Annotated in this window: 17 protein-coding genes; 15 read left to right on the top strand and 2 right to left on the bottom strand. The window is 38.2% G+C overall.

The genetic code is table 11. From position 1 onward, the window contains the following. Positions 1-13 precede the first annotated feature (13 nt). The 5 genes from ACE01R_RS02790 (at position 14) to ACE01R_RS02810 (ending at position 3,985) form a co-directional block, all read left to right on the top strand. On the top strand, positions 14-292 hold the full coding sequence (locus ACE01R_RS02790) for a hypothetical protein (protein WP_395545892.1): 279 nt from the start codon (positions 14-16) through the stop codon (positions 290-292). 22 nt (positions 293-314) lie between these two features. Next, positions 315-1,349: a DUF932 domain-containing protein gene (locus tag ACE01R_RS02795; RefSeq protein ID WP_395545894.1), complete on the top strand. Its 1,035-nt coding sequence runs from the start codon at positions 315-317 to the stop codon at positions 1,347-1,349. A gap of 188 nt (positions 1,350-1,537) precedes the next feature. Continuing rightward, entirely contained in the window at positions 1,538-2,596 is a 1,059-nt protein-coding gene (locus ACE01R_RS02800; protein WP_395545945.1) for a YqaJ viral recombinase family protein, read from the top strand. A gap of 194 nt (positions 2,597-2,790) precedes the next feature. Beyond that, the gene (locus ACE01R_RS02805; RefSeq protein ID WP_395545971.1) at positions 2,791-3,675 is read left to right on the top strand and encodes a hydrolase or metal-binding protein; all 885 of its coding nucleotides are present in this window, start codon (positions 2,791-2,793) and stop codon (positions 3,673-3,675) included. Between the two features lie 79 nt (positions 3,676-3,754). After that, on the top strand, positions 3,755-3,985 hold the full coding sequence (locus ACE01R_RS02810; protein WP_395545997.1) for a helix-turn-helix transcriptional regulator: 231 nt from the start codon (positions 3,755-3,757) through the stop codon (positions 3,983-3,985). A gap of 25 nt (positions 3,986-4,010) precedes the next feature. On the opposite strand, the gene ACE01R_RS02815 is transcribed toward ACE01R_RS02810, so the two are convergent. Both ACE01R_RS02815 and ACE01R_RS02820 read right to left on the bottom strand, forming a co-directional pair. Continuing rightward, positions 4,011-4,607: a putative adenosine monophosphate-protein transferase Fic gene (locus tag ACE01R_RS02815; protein ID WP_395545998.1), complete on the bottom strand. Its 597-nt coding sequence runs from the start codon at positions 4,605-4,607 to the stop codon at positions 4,011-4,013. A gap of 15 nt (positions 4,608-4,622) precedes the next feature. Beyond that, positions 4,623-4,793, bottom strand: a complete 171-nt coding sequence (locus ACE01R_RS02820) for a YhfG family protein (protein ID WP_154320570.1) — start codon at positions 4,791-4,793, stop codon at positions 4,623-4,625. Between the two features lie 427 nt (positions 4,794-5,220). Here ACE01R_RS02820 and ACE01R_RS02825 point away from each other — a divergent pair, with 427 nt between their 5' ends. From ACE01R_RS02825 to ACE01R_RS02870, 10 genes are all read left to right on the top strand, one after another. Then, on the top strand, positions 5,221-5,865 hold the full coding sequence (locus ACE01R_RS02825; protein ID WP_395545999.1) for a restriction endonuclease subunit S: 645 nt from the start codon (positions 5,221-5,223) through the stop codon (positions 5,863-5,865). Between the two features lie 12 nt (positions 5,866-5,877). Then, positions 5,878-7,125 (top strand): N-6 DNA methylase, encoded by a 1,248-nt coding sequence (locus ACE01R_RS02830; protein ID WP_395546000.1) that lies wholly within the window; start codon positions 5,878-5,880, stop codon positions 7,123-7,125. Between the two features lie 12 nt (positions 7,126-7,137). Then, positions 7,138-7,401: a DUF4258 domain-containing protein gene (locus ACE01R_RS02835; RefSeq protein ID WP_154320573.1), complete on the top strand. Its 264-nt coding sequence runs from the start codon at positions 7,138-7,140 to the stop codon at positions 7,399-7,401. Between the two features lie 161 nt (positions 7,402-7,562). After that, positions 7,563-9,923 carry an N-6 DNA methylase gene (locus ACE01R_RS02840; protein ID WP_395546001.1) on the top strand — a complete coding sequence of 787 codons (2,361 nt, stop codon included), beginning with the start codon at positions 7,563-7,565 and terminating at the stop codon, positions 9,921-9,923. Positions 9,924-9,934: 11 nt separating this feature from the next. Next, positions 9,935-11,230, top strand: a complete 1,296-nt coding sequence (locus ACE01R_RS02845; RefSeq protein WP_395546002.1) for a restriction endonuclease subunit S — start codon at positions 9,935-9,937, stop codon at positions 11,228-11,230. 57 nt (positions 11,231-11,287) lie between these two features. Further along, positions 11,288-14,323: a type I restriction endonuclease subunit R gene (locus ACE01R_RS02850; protein WP_395546003.1), complete on the top strand. Its 3,036-nt coding sequence runs from the start codon at positions 11,288-11,290 to the stop codon at positions 14,321-14,323. Positions 14,324-14,400: 77 nt separating this feature from the next. Next, on the top strand, positions 14,401-15,501 hold the full coding sequence (locus ACE01R_RS02855) for an ATP-binding protein (RefSeq protein WP_180183893.1): 1,101 nt from the start codon (positions 14,401-14,403) through the stop codon (positions 15,499-15,501). A 28-nt stretch (positions 15,502-15,529) separates the two neighbouring features. After that, positions 15,530-16,081, top strand: a complete 552-nt coding sequence (locus ACE01R_RS02860; protein WP_218955495.1) for a DNA-binding protein — start codon at positions 15,530-15,532, stop codon at positions 16,079-16,081. Between the two features lie 125 nt (positions 16,082-16,206). Continuing rightward, positions 16,207-16,380 carry a hypothetical protein gene (locus ACE01R_RS02865; RefSeq protein ID WP_171260619.1) on the top strand — a complete coding sequence of 58 codons (174 nt, stop codon included), beginning with the start codon at positions 16,207-16,209 and terminating at the stop codon, positions 16,378-16,380. A 75-nt stretch (positions 16,381-16,455) separates the two neighbouring features. Continuing rightward, a complete protein-coding gene (locus tag ACE01R_RS02870) occupies positions 16,456-17,334 on the top strand; it encodes a DUF4747 family protein (RefSeq protein ID WP_183175989.1) in 879 nt (292 codons plus the stop codon). The last annotated feature ends 40 nt before the right edge of the window (positions 17,335-17,374 follow it).

Consider the following 17,374-nt stretch of genomic DNA (forward strand, 5'->3'; position numbering starts at 1 on the left):
GGAGATGTATATTATGAGTTTAACTTGTCCTTACTGCCTATCCGATCAAGTCATCCAGGTTGTGAATCAGCAGGTGAATGGAGCTGAATCATCAGGCTTAGCAGCATCTGCATCATTCGCAACCATTGGTGCATCCATCTCAAAAAGCTTACCTTTGCCTGTATCACCGTTACTCGGTGGACTTGCAGGTGCAGTCATTGGTGGTCTATTCAGTAGTGTATTTGATGAGCCGAAAAAGCCTGTCACCATGACCTATTACCACTGCAACCAATGTCAGCAGAACTTTCGTTGACTCAGTATAGGAGATCAAATCAATGGCACATCAAATTGAACAAATCGCCTATGTCGGTGAAACCCCTTGGCATGGCTTAGGGAATCAACTTAGTCCAAATCAACCACTCGAAGTTTGGGCACAGCAAGCTGGGATGGATTGGCGTATCGAATCATCTGATGTCAGTTACATGGCTCAGAATGAACGTGGTCAAAACATCATCATGCCGTTTGAAGAACAGCGTGTGTTGTATCGTTCAGATACCCATGCACCGTTATCTGTGGTCAGTCAGCGTTATCAGGAAGTACAACCGAAAGAGATTTTGGAGTTCTACCGTGATCTGACTGAACAATCAGGCTTTGAGCTTGAAACTGCAGGCGTGCTGAAAGGTGGTAAAAAGTTTTGGGCTTTAGCACGTACGGGTCAAAGCACAGCATTAAAGGGTAAGGATGTCAGTAATGGCTATATTCTGCTTGCTTCTGCATGTGATGGCACTTTAGCAACCACAGCACAATTCACCAGTATTCGTGTCGTCTGTAACAACACGCTTGCGATAGCTCTGAAAGGAGCAACTGCAAGTTCAGGTGTAGTCAAAGTACCGCACAGCACCAAGTTTGATGCGGAGAAGGTGAAACAGCAATTGGGTATTTCAGTGCGTGCATGGGATGACCATATGTATGAAATGAAACAGCTCTCACAGCGTAAGGTGAGCCAACAGGAAGCGAAGGCCTACTTTGATGCCGTGTTCAACAATAGCACCATGTCAATTTCTGACCATGAGGAGAACATCATTCAGTTCTACCGTCAGGTGGCAAGCAATCCACCACAGCAAAACAAGACAGAACCCAATGGAAGAGCCATGACTAAAGCACTCGACATGTTTAACGGACAGGGACGAGGAGCAGATCTTTCATCTGCGAAGGATACGGCTTATGGCTTACTGTGTTCGATCACGGAATTCGTCGATCATGAACGTCGTGCCATGAGTATTGATCATCGTCTCGATTCAGCATGGTTTGGTGCAGGAGCAGGTCTTAAGCAGCGTGGACTAGAACAAGCGTTGTCCTTGATCGCCTAAGCTCATGCAACCCTAACTCCGTAAGTCTCAACAATCGCTGAATACAGCACACACGTAACTTGCTCTACTTTCAACTCACAATCAACAATCTGAATCAGCATGCATATAGCCATACCCGACCTCGTGTCGGGTATGGCTTTTTTATGCGTTTCTTTTTTACAAAAACTGAAATTTATAAGGATAGAACCATGAATCAAATTGCACCGATTTCAAATCAGACTGTACATGCAGGTGTGCAAACAGCTCTACACCCATTAACCGCAACCAAACGAGCAAGTCCTGCAAAACGCTTAGTCAGTACCAAAGACATGGCGTATCAAGATTGGCTTGAAGTCCGTAAACAAGGAATTGGCAGTAGTGAGGCCGCTACAGCGTGTGGCTTAAACCCATACATGTCGATGCTAGAACTTTGGCTGATCAAAACAGGTCGACAAGCTCAGTCTATTGAAGATGAAAGCACAGGTGTTGCACCACTGTATTGGGGAAAGCAGCTTGAACCTTTAGTCGCTGAGTATTACAGCATGCATACCAATAACAAGGTACGCAGAATCAATGCAGTGCTTCAGCATCCAGATCCTGATAAGCATTTCATGTTGGCAAATTTGGATTACTCCGTTGTAGGCAGTGGTGAAGTCCAGATCCTTGAATGCAAAACCGCAGGGGAACATGGAGTAAAACTTTGGCGTGATGGTGTGCCTTTATACGTACTGTGTCAGGTACAGCACCAACTGGCCGTAACCGGCAAACAGGCAGCGCATGTTTGTGTATTGCTCTGTGGTCATGAAACCAAGATATTTAAAGTGACACGTTCTGAGTCAGTGATTGAACACATCATCAATGCTGAGCGTTACTTCTGGGAATGTGTAGAAACGGATACTCCACCATCTGTGGATGCCAGTGAATCCGCAGCTAAAGCCATCTTGCAACTCTATCCAGCGCATATCCCGTTGACAGTTGAAGATCTCTCGCAAAATGAAAATGCCAATTTGATGTTCGACAAGCTCATCAAAATGAAGGAAGAGATTCAGCATAAGCAGGAACGCTTCGATGAGCTGAAGCATCAAATCCAGATGTTGATGAAAGATGCAGAACGAGCCACCTTTGCTCACGGCTCTGTGGTCTGGAAGAAAGCTAAGGACTCAATCAGTTTAAATACCAAAGCATTGCTTCAGCACCAGCCTGAGCTTATTGAGCTTTATCCGCTTGAAAAGCAAGGCAGTCGTCGATTCAACATCTATACCGACTAAGTCCTATCTACAACACCAAATCAAAAATTCACAAAAATCGCTCCCCGCCCTCTACCCCTCGGTAGAGAGCAAATCGGTCGCGATCTTTGCAGCTAGCAACTAGCTTTTCAACATTTGGGTAACTTATTTGGTCCGTGTTCTGACCTACATATAAGCACTCAGATCTGTAAGGAATTAAATAGAGGAGTATCAACATGATCAAAGGTCTAGCGATCACACCGCCTACACTTGGGCGTATCAGTATCGGGCGCGTTGTCGAAAAAAATGGTAAACGGCTGCCTGAAAAAGATGACCAATTCACCATTACCAGTCAGATCCAGAGTAAAGAAGGCTGGGTGAAACACCCACTGGATGAACAGCTTCGAGCACAAGTACCTAATCAAAAGCTACGTTCGATCCCAGTCAGAATGATTTTCAATGATCCTGACTTAAACCTACGTGCGGAATACAGTCTGTTTGACCGGCAGACCGGACGGCCAGTATGTGTAGGGAATGGGGAAACCTGTCAGCGTTTAACCAGTCAAGGTGTTGAGCAACATCCCTGTCCATCACCTGATTTATGTCCATTGGCTCAAGGAGGGAACTGCAAGCCTTATGGGCGTTTACATGTGAATTTGGATGAATCGGATGAGTTTGGGACTTTCATCTTTAGAACTACAGGTTTTAACAGTATTCGCACTTTGGCTGCACGGCTGAGTTATTACCATGCTGCATCAAATGGTTTGCTGTCATGCCTGCCATTGCAGCTGATATTGCGGGGCAAGAGTACGACACAGAGTTATCGTCAACCTGTGTACTACGTGGATCTGATTTTAAGGGAGGGGATTAGCCTGAATGAGGCCATTATTCAGGCGAAGCAAATAGATGAGCAGAGTAAGCAGGCGGGGTTTTATCAGGAGGCAGTTGATTTTACGGCAAAGCAGGGTTTTGCAAATGGAAGGATGGAGGTAGACATGGAGGAAGGCTTGGATGTGGTCGAGGAGTTTTATCAGCCTGTCGAAGGTCAGCAGATCGAAGAGGCTCAGACGCCATTTAATATCCAGCAGGAATTAAAAGGATCAGTGACGGCTTTGAACTAAATGGCACAGAGTAAAACCTTACGAGATTGCCGTATCTCATGAGCGAGTTGCTCAAAATCATGAGATAGGAGTAAACGTCATGAACGTATTTGTGGGTCAAACTTTTCAAATGAATCAGCTGATCGGTATCAAGCAAGTCATGGAATTTGTTGGAGTGGGGCGTTCTACCATTTATGAGATGATGGATGAAAACTCACCTTACTACGATCCTACATTCCCAAAGAAAGTAAAGATTACTCAAAACCGTATTGGCTGGTCAGCTTATGAGATTAATCAATGGATCGAAACTAAGTTGGCGAGCCGTGAATGATAGGGAGCTTTTGCTCCCTTATTTTTTAGTCGGGTAGGGTAATACAAGATTCAAATATTTGAGTGAGAGGCTGTAAATTACCATAGAAGCCTTCAATATTTGCTGCTACCCATTGATATTTTGAGTTGATATGTGACCAATCAATACCATAACCGCAGTGGGCGATTAGGTGTTCAAAGAAAATACGTTGGGTACGCCCATTACCTTCACGAAATGGGTGAATGACATTGAGTTCACAGTATAAATCAGCAAGTTTCGGTATGAGTTGTTGAAATTCTAAATCTTGAAAGTAATGCTGTTCTTGGAGCGGTTTCAGTAATTTATGAGTTTCAGCGTCAATACGGGAAAATGTACAAAATCGAGTATTGCCTTTAGAAATATCAATTTGCCGAAGTTGTCCTGCCCATTCGTACACATCACTAAATAGTTGTTGGTGAATAAATTGTAGGTAGGCTAAATCATAGGGTGGTTCTGAATATTCAATCAAGCTACTTGAGAAGGTTGTCAGCTCAAGTTCTGCTTGCTCTAAAATCTGCTCATTATGAATGTTTAGCTTATTTTTTAAAATGCTTGTACCAGAATAGCAATATAAGCTATCTCCTAGTTCCCCATATTTATCCATAGGCAAAATTCTTGATCAGCTTTCAGGCTGTGCATATTGTTTATATTTTTGCAGAATCTGGGCTTTGCTCAGTTGAGTCGCATTACCAGTAGATGCAATGATTCCTTCAAGTTTGAGACTAGCTTGATAGTTTTTCAGACGTGTCTTTTGAATATATATTTTTTTTTGTTCAGAGGTCTTCAGCATTGTGAGGCTCCATTAATTTAATCACTAGAATGAGTATAGCAAAGAATAGCCAATCAGAGCAGATTGTACCTTTGATGGTACAGTCATAGTGATTGGGGGAATTGGTATTAAATATTTTGACTTAGATACTTCAAGCTATGCAAATGTATAAATAGTAGAGAGTAATAGGTGCTTTTGCGCTCTTTTTTGTTTCCAATAGAATATTTTGTTTTTTCACGGATAAGGAGTGTTCACGTAAAGCAGAGAAATAGGCTTATGTATAAGATGTTAAAAATAGCATTAATTTTAAAAATTAATAAAAACATTATGTTGATTTGACTTTGTGGTGAAAGAAAAGTAGTTTCCGTTAATATTTATTTTCTTTATTTGATAGGTTTTTATAAAAAAATATAAATGGTTTTACAAAAACAATTGACATGTTAGTTTGGTGAAGCTACTATCTGATCATGGATTTAAAAATAGTTTTATTGAAAACAATTTTGAGGTAGCTATGAAACTAAATGAATTATGCTCGAGTATTATTGTTGGTATCAATAAGTTTAATGATACCGAAGCTGAAAATTTTGTCGAGGCATCTTTGCTGACAGGGCAGAGCCTGAATGACAACGGTTTTCTTCATGTAAATACTGATACAACAAAAACAGTATTTGTTGATCAAGACCTGATCGAAAAAAAGAAGCTAAAAGCAGGTGATATTGTCTTCTTAGCAAAAGGAACAAATTTACGTGCTGCAATTGTGACGGCTGAACAAGAACAATTAAATTTGTTGGCTCCCGCAACCTGTCTAGTGATCAAGGTTAATTCAAACCTTGTGTTGCCTGAATTTTTAACCGTGTTCTTAAATAGTGAGTATGGTCAAGCGGTACTCACTAGTCTGAATAAAGGCACTGTAATTATGAATATCCCTGTCAGTGGCTTAAAGGATATTGAAATCAATTTACCTGACCTTTCTAAGCAAGAAATTATTGCGCAAGCATTATACCAACATCATCAGGCATTGATGTTATTGGACGAGATGAAAAAAGCGCATTTAAACGTGATGGAAGCAACAATCCAGAAGCTGATTGCTTAGGAGGCTATGAGAATGAATATTTCAAAAGAAATTTTTAAATATGTAGATTTACTACGTGGTGAAATGCCTGTACAAGAATCAGTGCAGTTGTTTTCAGTCATTGCTGTCATGGTAAAAAATGATGTAGATGGGATCAGTGATTTATTGCGCTTAAGTAAGCAAGACACTGTAGAACAACTGAAATTACAGACTGCATCAGTTGAAAAGTTACAGTGGTTTAATTCGAACTTATTTACAGTTAGTAGTGCTCAATTGCAAGAAATCATACAATTTTTTGTAGATCTGCATCGTTCTAATTCAGACTATGATATTCAAGTATTTACAATGCTGAAAGAGCTATATCTCTCGTTAAAATTTGAAAGTATAGATTCTGAGGTGATTACCAATATATTTGAGAAGTTGATTGGTTCATGCAAAGGTAAAATCTTATACGACGGAGCTTGTGGACTTGCGATTACACCAATAGCATTACAGGCTGAGAAAACGATTTTACGAGATATTAATGCTACAACTATTGGTATCGCTTCTATCTTAGCTGATTTGGCTGGTATAGAGGTTGATATTAAACGGTCTGATTCATTGGTTGAGAATGAAGCCTCACATAGTGTTGATCTTGTTGTAAGTAATCCACCTATTGGTGTACGAGTACAATCGCAATTAGTGTCAGGTAATGAATACCTAAAAGAGCAATTCATTCAGGCAAAAATTCCATCAAGTGCATCTGAAAGCCTGTGGATTCAACAAGCACTTTATCAGCTCAATGATCAAGGAAAAGCATATTTACTTATTATCCCGGGTTGGTTATTCCGAGGGGGGTATGATGCTGAACTACGTGAAAAGCTAGTTGAAAAAAATTTGGTTGAATCTGTAACGCTTTTACCTGCTGGTACGCTTTTAAATTCAGCGGTAGAAATGAGCTTATTAGTTCTGAATAAGGCGAAAGACTCACATGACATTCGCTTGGTTGATGGTCGAAATTTAGGTGTAAAAAAACGAGGCAAACTTGTACTCACTGATGAAGAAACTCAACACATCGTCAATTTAATTAATGGATGTGATACCGAGTCGAATTTGGTGAAAGACGTTTCGATTCAAGAGGTTCGATCTAAGAAGTATAGCTTGCACTGTTCCGAGTATTTTGAGCATGAATTAAAGCTAGCAGAACTTAATTTGGATGAGGAATTGAAAGCATTGAGTGCTTTGCAAAATGAATATTCAATCACTCAAGCAAAGCTCACTCAGTTGCTGAGCCAAATTTAAGGGAGAGATGTCATGTACGATACCAAGCATGTTCAGAAACGAGCACAACAGCGTGGCATTACCAAAGACATGATCAACTTTACTTTAGATCATGGTGTCATCCAAGGCGATCGATGGTTCCTGAATCGTAAGTTATTGAATGAGACAATTCATGAACTTGAAGCACAATTGAAAGTTGCCAAGCGACTTAGAGATAAAGGTGGTGTAGTTGTGGTCGCAGATGGAGAAGCTTTGCTCACGACCTATGATTACGATAGCCGAAAGATGGCGTATTAAGGTGCAGTTCAAAAGTCTCGAACACAGGACATCCGAATTATTGCTTAGCGACAATAAATGTCGCTAAGCATAAAGATAGGCATTTGCTAGCGATTATTCAAATGTAGAATAGAGCTAGTTAAATGCAAGTTATTACAAAATATATATTTTTAGGTTAATACATGGATCACTCAGTACATAACAAATTAGTTTCTTTTATCTGGTCAATTGCAGACGACTGCCTACGTGACGTATATGTACGTGGTAAGTACCGTGACATCATTTTACCGATGGTGGTGTTACGTCGTTTAGACACTTTGCTTGAACCAACCAAAGCTGAGATTTTAAAAGAAGTAGATGACCAAAAAGCCGAGTCTGACTTTTTTGAACTAGATGATTTACCACTGCGCCATATTTCAGGCTATGTATTTTATAATACCTCGCAATGGACGCTTAAAAGCCTATTTGAAACAGCGACTAATAATCAGCAAATTTTATTGGCAAACTTTGAAGACTACTTACGTGGCTTTAGTGATAACGTTAAAGAGATCATCGACTGCTTTAATTTATTTGCTCAAATCCGCCACATGGCAAACAAAGATGTTTTGCTGGACGTATTAGAAAAATTTGTATCGCCATACATCAACCTTAGCCCATTTGAAACGCAAGATCCGAACGGCTATAAGCTCGGTGGTTTGTCTAACCTTGGTATGGGTTATGTCTTTGAAGAGCTGATTCGTAAATTTAACGAAGAAAATAACGAAGAGGCAGGTGAACACTTTACCCCACGTGAAGTAATTGACCTGATGACGCACTTAGTCTTTGACCCAATCAAAGACCGTATTCCGTATGCCTTGTCTGTGTATGACCCAGCGTGCGGTAGTGGCGGCATGCTCACCGAAGCGCAAAACTTTATTGAAGAGCGTTATAGCGATGAAGATCGTGACATCTTCCTCTACGGTAAAGAAATTAACGATGAAACCTATGCGATCTGTAAATCAGACATGATGATTAAGGGCAACAACCCTGAAAACATACGTGTGGGTTCGACCTTGGCAAGTGATGAGTTTGCCTCAAAACGTTTTGACTTTATGTTGTCAAATCCTCCGTATGGTAAAAGCTGGGCATCAGATCAAAAATACATTGTCGAAGATAAAAAAATCATCGACCCACGTTTTAGAGTCGAACTTAAAAATTATTGGGGCGAGCTAAAAGAAGAAGATGCAACACCACGTTCCAGCGATGGTCAGCTTCTGTTCCTGATGGAAATGGTCAGCAAGATGAACTCGCCTGAGCAAAATGGTATTGGTAGCCGTATTGCCTCTGTCCATAATGGTTCGAGTTTATTTACAGGTGATGCAGGTGGTGGTGAGTCGAACATTCGTCGTTATGTCATCGAGAATGATTTGTTGAATGCCATTATTCAATTGCCAAACAACTTGTTCTATAACACGGGTATTACCACTTATATTTGGTTGTTATCCAATAACAAGCCTGAGTCACGTAAAGGCAAAGTACAACTGATTGATGCAAGTTTACTTTACCGTAAGTTGCGTAAAAACTTAGGGCAAAAGAACTGTGAGTTTGCGCCTGAGCATCTTGAAGAAATTGTAAATGTATACCTGAATGGACAAGATGTTGAACGTGGTTTAGATGACAACAACGACCCAATTGGATTAGCCTCTAAGGTCTTTAACAACAGTGATTTTGGCTATTACAAAGTCAATATCGAACGTCCTGACCGTCGTAAAGCGCAGTTTAGTTTAGAGCGTTTACAGCCATTACGTTTTGATAAGTCATTGCTTGAGCCAATGGAATATATGTTTGCTGAATATGGCGATGCGCTGTACCAAGCAGGCAAGCTCAAAGACGTAGAAAAAGACGTTTTAGATTGGTGTGAGAAGCAAGAGATCAGCTTAAATACCAAGGCGAAAGCGAAGCTATTTGATATCAAGCATTGGACATCACTCAAGACGTTGTTTGAACATGCTCAAGCGATTATGGCGCAAGTGGGTGAGGCTGAATCTAATGACTTTAATGTGTTTAAAGATAACGTAGATAAAGCGATTAAAGCCCTTGATTTAAAGCTGTCTGCATCTGAGAAGAACGCTATTTTAAATGCCGTGAGCTGGTATGACGAAACGGCTGAAAAAGTGCTGAAGAAAGTCGTGAAGTTGAATGGCGATAAGTTAGCGGAGCTACTTGAACATTTAGGCTGTGAAGAATCTGACCTGGCCGATTTTGGTTATTTTGCAACAGGCAAAAAAGGCGAGTTCATCACTTATGAAAGCAATGCCGATATTCGTGACAGTGAGTCTGTGCCGTTAAATCAGCGTATTCAGCAATATTTCTTAGATGAAGTAAAACCGCATGTGGATGAAGCATGGATTAATTTAGACTCTGTGAAAATTGGTTATGAGATCAGTTTTAATAAGTATTTCTACCAACATAAGCCGTTACGTTCGCTTGAAGATGTAGCTCAGGATATTTTAAATCTTGAGAAGCAAGCTGATGGTTTAATTGCACAGATTTTGGGTCTTTAAGGGGAAGTGGAATGTTTAAAAAATATGATGCTTACAAAGATTCAAGTGTGGAGTGGATTGGAAATATTCCAGCAGAATGGTCGTTGAAAAAAATTAGCCATGTATTCAGAAATATTGGTAGTGGGACTACACCACTATCAGGTTCTGATATTTATTATAAAAATGGTTCTATTAATTGGCTTCAGACGGGCGATCTTAATGATGGTTATATCGATGAGACTTCAAAAAAAATTACTGAAAAAGCTTTAAGGCACTACTCAACACTTAAACAATACTCAAAAGGTAGTTTAGTAGTTGCTATGTATGGAGCAACGATTGGTAAAGTAGGTATATTAAATATTGATACAGCAACGAATCAGGCATGTTGCGTCTTGGGAGCAAATTTTGGAGTTGATATAAAATATTATTTTTATATGCTTCAAGGTTTTAAAGCAGACATTATTAGAATGGCTTATGGTGGTGGTCAGCCTAATATTAGCCAAGAAACTATCAAAAATTTGCGGTTGCCTTTCCCTGATTTATCGACACAACACGAGATATCAAAGTTCTTAGATCAAAAAACTTCTGAAATAGACCAAGCAATTGCGATTAAAGAACAGCAAATTGCTTTACTGAATGAACGTAAGCAAATTGTCATTCAAAAAGCAGTGACGCAAGGTTTAAATCCAAATGTACCGATGAAAGATTCGGGTGTGGAATGGATTGGTCAAATTCCTCAGCATTGGATTGTCAAAAAACTTAAGTATGTTTTAAAAGAAAGATCAGAGCGTTCAAAAGATGGTTTAGAACCTTTATTAATGATGAGCCAAGTACATGGGCTAGTCGTTAGATCTGAATATAGCGAAAAAACTGAAGTAGCAGCTACTACGGTTGGTAATAAGCTTGTTTATAAAAATGACCTTGTTTTTAATAAACTTAAAGCTCATTTAGGTGTCTTTTTTTCTAGTGTTCATGATTTTGCAGGGTGTGTAAGTCCCGACTATGCTGTTTACGACTGTGTAAATTATATTGAAAATACTAAATTCTTAGAATTGTTGTTTAGAAATCCTTTGTATATCAAACAGTTTATTTTGAGATCAAGTGGTATTGTAGAAGGTCTAATTCGCCTTTATACGACGGAACTTTTCGATTTAAAAATTGGTATACCTCCTAAAGACGAACAAATGGCTATTCTAAAGCATATTGAAGAACAATCTTTTAGGTTTGATGAAGCTGTGAAAAATTACTCTGAGCAAATCGAAAAGCTAAAAGAATATAAAACCACGCTCATTAATGATGCGGTGACAGGCAAAATTAAAGTGGCTTAATTATTTATCTAGCTTTTAAAAAATATAAATTACCAATGCATGCAAGAGGGGGTAACTGTGAACAAAAATTTAAACGAATTGGCTTTAGAAAAAAATATCGAACGTGCATTGGTCGGTATCTGTAAAGAAGACCTTGCTCAAGGCATCGCTCAAGCCCATACGGGTTTGGGCTATGTCATCGGGCAAGTGTCTGACTTTAATACAGACTATGCCATTGATGAAAAACTATTTTTTCAATTTTTAGAAAGCACTCAAAAAGATAGCTTAGATGCCTACAAAGCCTATAACAAAAACGACTGGAAACAAAAAATTCTAGGGCGTTTTGACAAGCTGATTAAAAAACATGGCATTGCCTATATGCTTAAAAAAGGCATGGCACTCGATGAGCAACATTTTCATTTTATGTATCCATGCCCATTGGCAAGCAGTAGCCAATCGGTTAAACAAAATTTCGCGTCTAATATCTTTAGCGTGACACGACAAGTACAGTATTCACTAAAAAACCGTCGTGAAGAAATTGATATGGTCATCTTCCTCAATGGCTTGCCATTAGTGACGATGGAACTTAAAAACGCATGGACGAATCAAACAGCACGTTATCACGGTCAAAAACAATATCGTGAAGATCGTGATCCAACACAGCCATTACTGACACCTGCACGTTGCTTGGTGCATTTTGCTGTGGATACTGATGAAGTCTATATGACCACCAAACTAGAAGGTAAAAAGACTTACTTTTTGCCATTTAACAAAGGTACAGCTTCAGGTGGACAAGGTAATCCTGTTAATCCAAACGGTTATAAAACAGCATACCTGTGGGAAGAAATCTTTGCCAAAGAAAGCTTGGTCAATATTGTTCAACACTTTGTCCGTTTAGACGGTAAAGATTCAGATCAACTCAGCAAACGCACCTTATTTTTCCCACGTTATCATCAGCTTGATGTGGTACGTAAAATCATTCGTGATGTGTCACAGCATGGCGTAGGCAAGCCGTATTTGATTCAACACTCCGCAGGTTCGGGAAAATCAAACTCAATTACTTGGGCAGCTTTTCAGCTCATTGAAGCCTATCCAAATAATGCACTTGCAGCAGGCAAACGAGCGTTACATCAACCGTTGTTTGATTCGGTAATTGTGGTGACAGACCGTAAAATTTTGGATAAACAACTGCGGGATAATATTAAAGATTTTTCGGAAATCAAAAACATTATTGCCCCTGCAATGAACAGTGCTGAATTAAAAAGTGCTTTAGAAACAGGTAAAAAGATTATTATTACCACCATTCAAAAGTTCCGCATCATTTGGGATAGTGTGACTGATTTAAGTGATAAAAACTTTGCCATCATTATTGATGAAGCACATAGTTCACAGTCAGGCGAAGCACATAACAGCATGAACCGAGCGATGGGCAATGAAGCGTTAAAAACTGCTGATGATGTTCAGGACATGCTTGTGGCAATGATGACCACACGTAAAAAGCGTGAAAATGTATCGTACTTTGCTTTTACTGCAACGCCTAAAAACACCACTTTAGAAAAGTTTGGTCAACTAGATGTTGCGACAGGCAAATATGTACCATTCCATCTATACAGTATGAAACAAGCCATTGAAGAAGGCTTTATTTTAGATGTGTTGGCAAACTATACGACCTATAAGAGCTTTTATGAGATTCAAAAGTCGATTGAAGATAATCCAATGTTTGAATCGAAAAAAGCACAACGTATTTTAAGAGCCTATGTGGAAGCATCACAACAATCCATTGATGCCAAAGCCAGCATTATGCTTGAGCACTTCATTGATAACGTGGTCAATAAGAAAAAGCTCAAAGGCGTCGCAAAGGGCATGGTGGTGACACAAAGCATTGAAGCTGCAATCCGCTATTACTTATCACTCAAAAAATTGCTAGATCAAAAAAATAACCCATTTAATATCATGATTGCGTTCTCAGGTGAGAAAGAAGTTGATGGTGCAACCTATACTGAAGAATCACTGAATGGATTTAATGATGCTAAAACAAAAGAAAAGTTTGATTTAGATGAAAACCGTATTTTGGTGGTGGCAAACAAATATCTCACAGGTTTCGATCAACCGAAACTGACCACGATGTATATCGATAAAAAATTGACAGGCGTACTATGTGTGCAGGCATTGTCACGTTTAAACCGTGCTGCGCCAAAATATAATAAACGCACCGAAGACTTATTTATCTTAGATTTTTATAACGACGTTGATGATATCAAAAAAGCCTTTGATGATTTCTATACCTCGACTTCATTGTCCAATGCGACTGATGTCAATGTGTTGAATGACATCAAAACTGCATTGGATGACACAGGCATTTATGAATTACATGAAGTGGTGAAGTTTAATGAACTGTTCTTTAGTAATGCATCAGGCAGTGATCTAAGCCCAATTATTGATACAGTGGCAGCACGTTTCGATGAAGAGAGAAAAGGCTCTTGGGAGCATGAGCAACGGGTTGATTTTAAAGTAAAGGCTAAACAATTCGTTAAAATTTATGCTCAAGTCTCCTCAATCATGCAGTTTAATAACAAGGAATGGGAACAGCTCTATTGGTTCTTAAAATTCCTTATTCCAAAACTGAATGTACAAGATGGACGATTGAATGGTATTGATGATCTATTGGAATCCGTCGACTTAAGTACCTATGCTTTAAAGCGTGAGCATATCAACAAAACCATTACGCTTGATGCAGAAGAGACAGTTTTAGATCCACAAAATCCAAATCCTCGTAATCCAAGCGAAGAAAATGATGATGAGACTTTAGATACGATTATTTCGAAGTTTAATGAAAAGTGGTTTCAGGATTGGAGTGCAACACCACAAGATCAACGGGTGATTATCATTGATTTGGTGAAGCGTATTCAGCAGCATCAAAACTTTATGAAGAAGTATAAGCAGACGCAAGACCCACAGAACAGAGCATTGGTATTTAAAAAGATGCTTGATGAAATTATGGTGGTACAGCGTAAAAATATGGTGGATTTGTATAACCTTTACCGTAAGGACTCAGCATTCCAAGATACGTTTAGTCAGACCTTGGAAAACTTGATTGAGATGGAAGAGGTTTAGTTTTACTTACAGAAGTCGTCATCAATGGTGACTTCTATTTAGCCTAATTTATTTAAAAATATTTGAGGGGGGGATGGGTGAGAGAATCGATAGCAAATGTTTTGGATGTAAAACCTAATTTAAAAGGTTCTGAAATAGCAGCAATTCTTGGTTGGCATAAAAAAGAAATAAACTCATTTCTAGCACAGAATATAGATGTTTATATAAGAGATGATGCTAATTTTACTTGGAGCAACAAAGATCCATTAAATGTAAAGGAAATTAAAATTGATTTCCCCTCTGGGTGGGTAGATGCAAACACATATGAGAATGAAGTTCTAGCAGGACATGATTTTTTCATAAACAAAGGCAGAGTATCTTTCATCTTTAAAAAAAATACTAAATTACTAATGGAAGTTATAGCTAGATTTATTTCATTGATAAATCAGCTTAATGATTATGGAATTAAGGTTGTTATAGATCTTGAAAATTGTACTGCTTCACACGGCTATTTAAATAGAGCAGGTTTTTTTGAACTCACAAATACAGGTATTATCATCTTGCCTAAGCGACCTAGTCACTCAACTGCGCAGCAGTTTAAAGGGAATTGTCGTTCTTTAGTTGAGTTTGGTGAAATTTGTCCAAAGAGTGAAAATAAGCAATTAAAAAATGACTTGAGGACAAGTTTTATTACTCAGACATCATCAGAATATGCGAATGTTGCAACTCTATTTTTTGCTGAGTTTATTGGGAATGTCAGTGATCATAGTGAGTCTAAATTGAAGGGATTTGCTGGATTACAGCTATATAGTCCACCGAATTCAAAGAAACACATACAAGCTGTAATTTCTGATAGTGGTAGAGGTGTGGTGGCCACATTAAGGACAACTCTTAAACATAACTATCCAGATCTATATAAAAAATATCCTGAGGATCAGGAAGAAGCAGATATAGGCTTGGCATTGGAAGTTTTTTCAAAAGGGCAAATTACTAGGTTTGGTAAAAGTAGTGGTAGAGGATTAGGCTTTAAAAGTACTACCGATAATGCAAGTCGGTTTGATGCAAATCTAAGTATTAGATTGAATGATTTTAGTATTCAATTGATCTATCGAAAAGGTAAGTTGATCAGTGAAGATATTCACAAAAATTTAACTTATATACATGGTACACATATCTGTTTTGATTTTATAATTGACTGAGGCTGTTTAAACGGGTTAAATTTAACAGATGACTAAAAAAAATTTTATAGAGCTTAGAAAACTTGTTAACTCATCTGTTGCTTTTGGCAATCAAGAAGGGAGAGAAGTTTATCAAGCTATATCAATATATATTGATGAACACCCTGAGTACTCTATTTTCGAGGTATCTTTACGAGGTATTGATGCCACAGACGCTTCTTTCCCAAGGGAAAGCATCGTATCGCTAGCAAAAAATTTTCGTGGGGAAAAAGCTTTTTATTTAACAAATTTTAAAAATAAGGATTTGATAGATAATTGGCAATATGGTGCAGAGGCGAAAGAGCAACCTTTGTTAATCAGACATGAAGATAAGCAGCTATGGATAGGTCCAAAAATTAATTCAGCAACACAAGAGTTGCTAGATTTCATTTATGAACAATCAAGAGTTACAACTTCTATGATTGCTAATCACTTCGATGTTTCTATTCCCAATGCAAGTATGAAGCTAAAGAAGTTGTTTAATCAAGGCTATATTCTAGGTGAAAAAGAAACAGCTGCTTCTGGTGGTTATGAGTTTGTTTATAGACCTATTAAAGATTAAATAAATCTGATTAAACTGCTTGACTTAATCAGATTTATTGGGCTATAGTACTCTAAAGGGCAAAATGCCCTTTTTGAAGCAATCAGATTAAACAGGTTAATTTAAACAGAAAAAGGAAATTAGCTATGGCGACAAATCCTCCATCAGGTGATGGACATCGTAATGGAATGGTTCGCGACCGTTCTCAAACACAAACCCCAAGTGGTCATTGGGTTAAACGTGATACTGATACTGGGCGTTTTATGGATGTTAAGACATCGGATAAAACTCCCTTTAAAGGTGTTCGCAAAGAAAAATAGACAAGTAAATAATGCTCAATGGCTTTTCGAAGCCATTGAGTATCCTATTAAATTTTTAGATTAGAGAGTGTAATAATGGCGCGTAATCGTACTGTAAACTATGCTGTTGTAGATATTAAGTTACTTCGGGAAGGTACAACGGTTGAAACTTATGTTGAGCTTTTTGAAGAGCTTCGAAAGAACCCTAGACAGATTCCTTTGGAACGCAATAACTATTTAAAATTTCGTTTCATTAAACCATTGAATGAAGAAAACTTACTTAATGGTTTTAGTGGTGAAGTTTTTAAAAGTAATGGAATTACAAGTGATTGGTATGACGAAGAAAAAAATGAAAGGAATCGTCATAAAAATGTAGAGGAAAACTATATTCCATCTAATTTAAAAGCAAACCCAAGATTCTTTAAATTTATATTTTTTCCTTTACATCAAAAATTGGTTTGTGAAGTGAAAGACCCTGAAAATGAGATCCAAATCGGATTGCTTGAAAAATTTTTAAAGAAGCTAATTATAACGGACAAATTGCAGGACAAATTTGGACGAATCATAGTTAGTACAGTCCCTGAAGTAATTTCAGCAGAAAAGATCATCAATTCGAAAACTTTAAAACGAATTCATATTTGTGTAGAAAAGTTAGAAATAGATGAGCAGTTCGATTCAGCTCACAAAGTTATTTCTCATATGGTTGATATGAATACAGAGTCTTATATTCAGACATATATCGCAGGTAAAAATGATTTTTTAAACTTAAGCGATGAAGTAAAAGAGCTCATAAAGTTTGCTGCAGAGCATGGCATTATTGAATATAAGATCGAAAATCAAGAAGGGTTAATAGAAGATAAAAGTACTGCTGAATCTAACCCTTTAATTATTAGAGTTCAGTATGATCCAGATGAAACAGATCAACATTATTTGATCCAAGCTAAAGCATTGGAAATTGTAAGTAACATTAATTAGTGGTCAAATTCGAAGTAGTGAATAGAGTGGGGTGCTATTT

The organism is Acinetobacter sp. BSP-28 (genome assembly GCF_044130285.1).
Taxonomy (GTDB): domain Bacteria; phylum Pseudomonadota; class Gammaproteobacteria; order Pseudomonadales; family Moraxellaceae; genus Acinetobacter.

Bases quoted from the DNA above. Each gene is read 5' to 3' on its own strand.
- ACE01R_RS02790 (WP_395545892.1), top strand. From the start codon at position 14: ATGAGTTTAACTTGTCCTTACTGCCTATCCGATCAAGTCATCCAGGTT.
- ACE01R_RS02795 (WP_395545894.1), top strand. From the start codon at position 315: ATGGCACATCAAATTGAACAAATCGCCTATGTCGGTGAAACCCCTTGG.
- ACE01R_RS02800 (WP_395545945.1), top strand. From the start codon at position 1,538: ATGAATCAAATTGCACCGATTTCAAATCAGACTGTACATGCAGGTGTG.
- ACE01R_RS02805 (WP_395545971.1), top strand. From the start codon at position 2,791: ATGATCAAAGGTCTAGCGATCACACCGCCTACACTTGGGCGTATCAGT.
- ACE01R_RS02810 (WP_395545997.1), top strand. From the start codon at position 3,755: ATGAACGTATTTGTGGGTCAAACTTTTCAAATGAATCAGCTGATCGGT.
- ACE01R_RS02815 (WP_395545998.1), bottom strand. From the start codon at position 4,607: ATGGATAAATATGGGGAACTAGGAGATAGCTTATATTGCTATTCTGGT.
- ACE01R_RS02820 (WP_154320570.1), bottom strand. From the start codon at position 4,793: ATGCTGAAGACCTCTGAACAAAAAAAAATATATATTCAAAAGACACGT.
- ACE01R_RS02830 (WP_395546000.1), top strand. From the start codon at position 5,878: ATGAATATTTCAAAAGAAATTTTTAAATATGTAGATTTACTACGTGGT.
- ACE01R_RS02835 (WP_154320573.1), top strand. From the start codon at position 7,138: ATGTACGATACCAAGCATGTTCAGAAACGAGCACAACAGCGTGGCATT.
- ACE01R_RS02840 (WP_395546001.1), top strand. From the start codon at position 7,563: ATGGATCACTCAGTACATAACAAATTAGTTTCTTTTATCTGGTCAATT.
- ACE01R_RS02845 (WP_395546002.1), top strand. From the start codon at position 9,935: ATGTTTAAAAAATATGATGCTTACAAAGATTCAAGTGTGGAGTGGATT.
- ACE01R_RS02860 (WP_218955495.1), top strand. From the start codon at position 15,530: ATGACTAAAAAAAATTTTATAGAGCTTAGAAAACTTGTTAACTCATCT.
- ACE01R_RS02865 (WP_171260619.1), top strand. From the start codon at position 16,207: ATGGCGACAAATCCTCCATCAGGTGATGGACATCGTAATGGAATGGTT.
- ACE01R_RS02870 (WP_183175989.1), top strand. From the start codon at position 16,456: ATGGCGCGTAATCGTACTGTAAACTATGCTGTTGTAGATATTAAGTTA.